This is a genomic window from Betaproteobacteria bacterium, assembly GCA_009377585.1.
Taxonomy (GTDB): Bacteria; Pseudomonadota; Gammaproteobacteria; order Burkholderiales; family WYBJ01; genus WYBJ01.
Genome location: WHTS01000117.1, coordinates 15,019 through 18,046 on the forward strand (window position 1 = coordinate 15,019; position 3,028 = coordinate 18,046).

The 3,028-nt window shown below is 68.4% G+C and carries 3 protein-coding genes and 1 pseudogene (1 of these 4 cut by a window edge); all 4 read left to right on the plus strand.

Going from position 1 to position 3,028, the window contains the following annotated elements:
* Positions 1-410: pseudogene (locus GEV05_25350) on the plus strand (threonine synthase); it begins 1,033 nt to the left of the window's first position.
* Between the two features lie 19 nt (positions 411-429).
* The gene (locus tag GEV05_25355) at positions 430-1,128 is read left to right on the plus strand and encodes an ABC transporter substrate-binding protein (GenBank protein ID MPZ46651.1); all 699 of its coding nucleotides are present in this window, start codon (positions 430-432) and stop codon (positions 1,126-1,128) included.
* 76 nt (positions 1,129-1,204) lie between these two features.
* On the plus strand, positions 1,205-1,603 hold the full coding sequence (locus GEV05_25360; protein ID MPZ46652.1) for a VOC family protein: 399 nt from the start codon (positions 1,205-1,207) through the stop codon (positions 1,601-1,603).
* Between the two features lie 49 nt (positions 1,604-1,652).
* Positions 1,653-3,028 (plus strand): acyl-CoA dehydrogenase (locus tag GEV05_25365; GenBank protein ID MPZ46653.1); only part of this gene is annotated, 1,376 nt, incomplete at its 3' end.

Consider the following 3,028-nt stretch of genomic DNA (forward strand, 5'->3'; position numbering starts at 1 on the left):
GGCTCGCCGGGCTCTGGCGGCAGCTCGATGCGGCAGGCAACTTCGAGCTCGGCTCGCCCACGGATCGGGCGCGTATCGCCGCCACGGGCTTCGTGTCGGGCGCGAGCACCCATCGCGACCGCATCGACACCATCCGCTCGCTGTACGAGACCTACGGCATGCTGATCGATACGCATACCGCCGACGGCGTCAAGGTGGGATTGCAGCACCGCGAGCCGGGCGTGCCGCTCATTTGCCTGGAAACCGCGCTACCCGTGAAGTTCGCGGAATCGATCCGGGAAGCGATCGGGCGGGAGCCCGAGCGGCCGCCCGGATACGAGAACCTCGAAGCGATGCCGCAGCGCTGCACCGTGATCGACGCCGATCCGGAGCAGGTGAAGCGCATCATCGCCCGGCACGCGCCCGCCTGATCGCGCCCGAGGAGGTTGCGTGACCCTGCATATCATCAGCGCCGGAGCGGCCCAGTCGGTGGTGCAGCAGGCGATCGACGCGTGGCAGCGCGAGGGTCACGGCGAGATTGCAGCAACCTATGGCGCGGTCGGCGCGCAGAGGAAGCAGTTGCTCGACGGTGCTGCGGCCGACGTCGTCATCCTGACCGCGACGATGATCGACGAGCTGATCGCGTCCGGTCACATCGTCGCGGGCACGCGCTCGGACCTGGGCGCGGTCGTGGGCGGCATCGCCGTCCCGGTCGGGGCGACGCATCCGGATGCCGGAACGGAGCAAGCCTTGGCGCGCGCCTTGTGCGAGGCGGCAGCCGTCTATCTCCCTGATCCTGCCATCGCGACCGCGGGGGCGCAGTTCGTGCGCATGTGCGAGCAGCTCGGTATCGCGGCGGCCGTGGCTCCGAAGCTCAGGACTTTTCCGAACGGCTTCGCGGCCATGACGCGGATGGCGCAGGAGCGCGTGCCGGGCGCCGTTGGCTGCACCCAGATCACCGAGATCAAGTGGGTGCAAGGCGTGGACCTGGTCGCGCCGTTGCCACGATCGCTGCAGGCGCCGACGACCTATTCGCTCGGCATCGGAGCGCGATCCGCGAACCCTGCGGGAGCGCGGACATTCGCCGAGCGGTTGACCGGCGGGGATGCCGCGATGCGGTTGTCCGCCGCGGGATTCGGCGTAAGCTAAAGGCGCCGCAAGCCGGTGTCGCGCGCGATTTCCAGTCGAGATTTCCAAGTCGAACGACCCATGGAGTGAGGCCAGCATGAACCGCATCGTGCATATCGCATTGAAGGTGAACGATCTGGAGCAGACGACCCGCTTCTACCAGGAGGTATTCGGCTTCGCCGAGGAGGTCACGAGCAAGGTGCGCGACCATACCTCGCGCCACCTGAGCGTCGGCGACATCGATCTTGCCCTGATCCGCTACGACGAGGGTGCCAATTCGCGCGAGTCGAAGGCCTCCGGCGAGGGGCCGTGCATCCACCACTTCGCGATCGAGGTGGACGACATCGACGCGTACACCGACAAGATCCGCCGCTATGGCTGCGAGATCGTCAGCGAGCCGGGCGTCATCCCGGTCAAGTTCCGTGCGCCTGGCGGAACGGTGGCCGAGCTGGTGCCGGCCGGGCGCTACGAGCGCAAGACCGAAGCTAAGGGTTGACCGCAGCCCGATGGAGGACGCGCAGCGTCGAGGAATCAGGAGGAGCGGCATGGCCTTCACGCAGGATCCGCCGCGGCTCGATCATCTCTATCGCAGTGATCGGTGCTTGCGGGCGCTGTTGCAGCACGCGCTTCCCGCCCACGTGCTCGCCGCATGCGGGCCCGTCCTCGATCGGCTCGGCGAGCTCGGTGCCGGGCCGCTCTACCGGATGCAGCTCGACGATCGGCTGAACGAGCCGCGGCTCGTGCAGTGGGACGCGTGGGGCAATCGTATCGATCGAATTACGCCGACACTCTTGTGGCAGGAAGCCGAGCGCCTTGCTGCCGAGCATGGGCTCGTCGCCGAAGCCTACGAGCAGGCGTTCGGCATGCATTCGCGCAGCGTGCAGTTCGCCAAGGTTTATCTGTTCGCGGCATCGACCGACGTCTACAGCTGCCCGCTGGCGATGACCGACGGCGCCGCACGCGCGCTGCTCCATTCGGGCAACGAGCAACTGGCTGCGCGCGCCGTACCGCACCTCACCAGCCGCGACCCGGCTCGGTTCTGGACCAGCGGCCAGTGGATGACCGAGGCGACCGGCGGCTCGGATGTCGGCGCATCGCAAACCGTGGCGCGGCGTGAGGGCGGGGGCTGGAAGTTGTATGGGCGCAAGTGGTTCACCTCCGCCATCGGCTCGCAAATGGCGCTCACGCTGGCGCGGCCCGAAGGTAACCCCGCCGGCGGGCGCGGACTCGCCCTGTTCTATCTGGAGACGCGCGACGAGCACGGGGCGCTCAACGGCATCCGCGTCAACCGGCTCAAGGACAAGCTCGGCACGCGCAAGGTGCCGACAGCCGAGCTGGAGCTCGAGGGCGCGAGCGCCGAGCCGGTCTGCGGGCTCACCGACGGCATCCGGCACATCGCGCCGATGCTCAACATCACGCGCATGTGGAATTCGGTCGTGGCGGTGGCGCTGATGCGCCGGGGCATCGATCTGGCCAGGGACTACGCGACCCGCCGCAGTGCGTTCGGCAGCCGGCTCATCGACAAGCCGCTGCATCGCGACACCCTGGCCGGGCTCGAAGCCGAATGCCAGGCCGCGCTGCACCTGACGTTCTTCGTAGCCGCGCTCATCGGGCGCAGTGAGAGCGGAGCCGCGAGCGAGCAGCAGCTGAAGCTGCTGCGCCTGCTCACCCCGATCACCAAGGCGCTGACCGGGCGCCAGGCGACCGCGGTATTGACCGAGGCGATGGAAGCCTTCGGCGGAGCGGGCTACGTCGAGGACACCGGCATCGGGCTGCTGCTGCGCGATGCCCATGTCCTGCCGATCTGGGAAGGCACCACCAACGTGCTCGCGCTCGATGCCATGCGAACGGCTGTCGACGGCGGCATGGACGTGCTGCGCCGCGAGCTCGGTTTCCTCCTGCACGAGATGCGCGCGCCGGA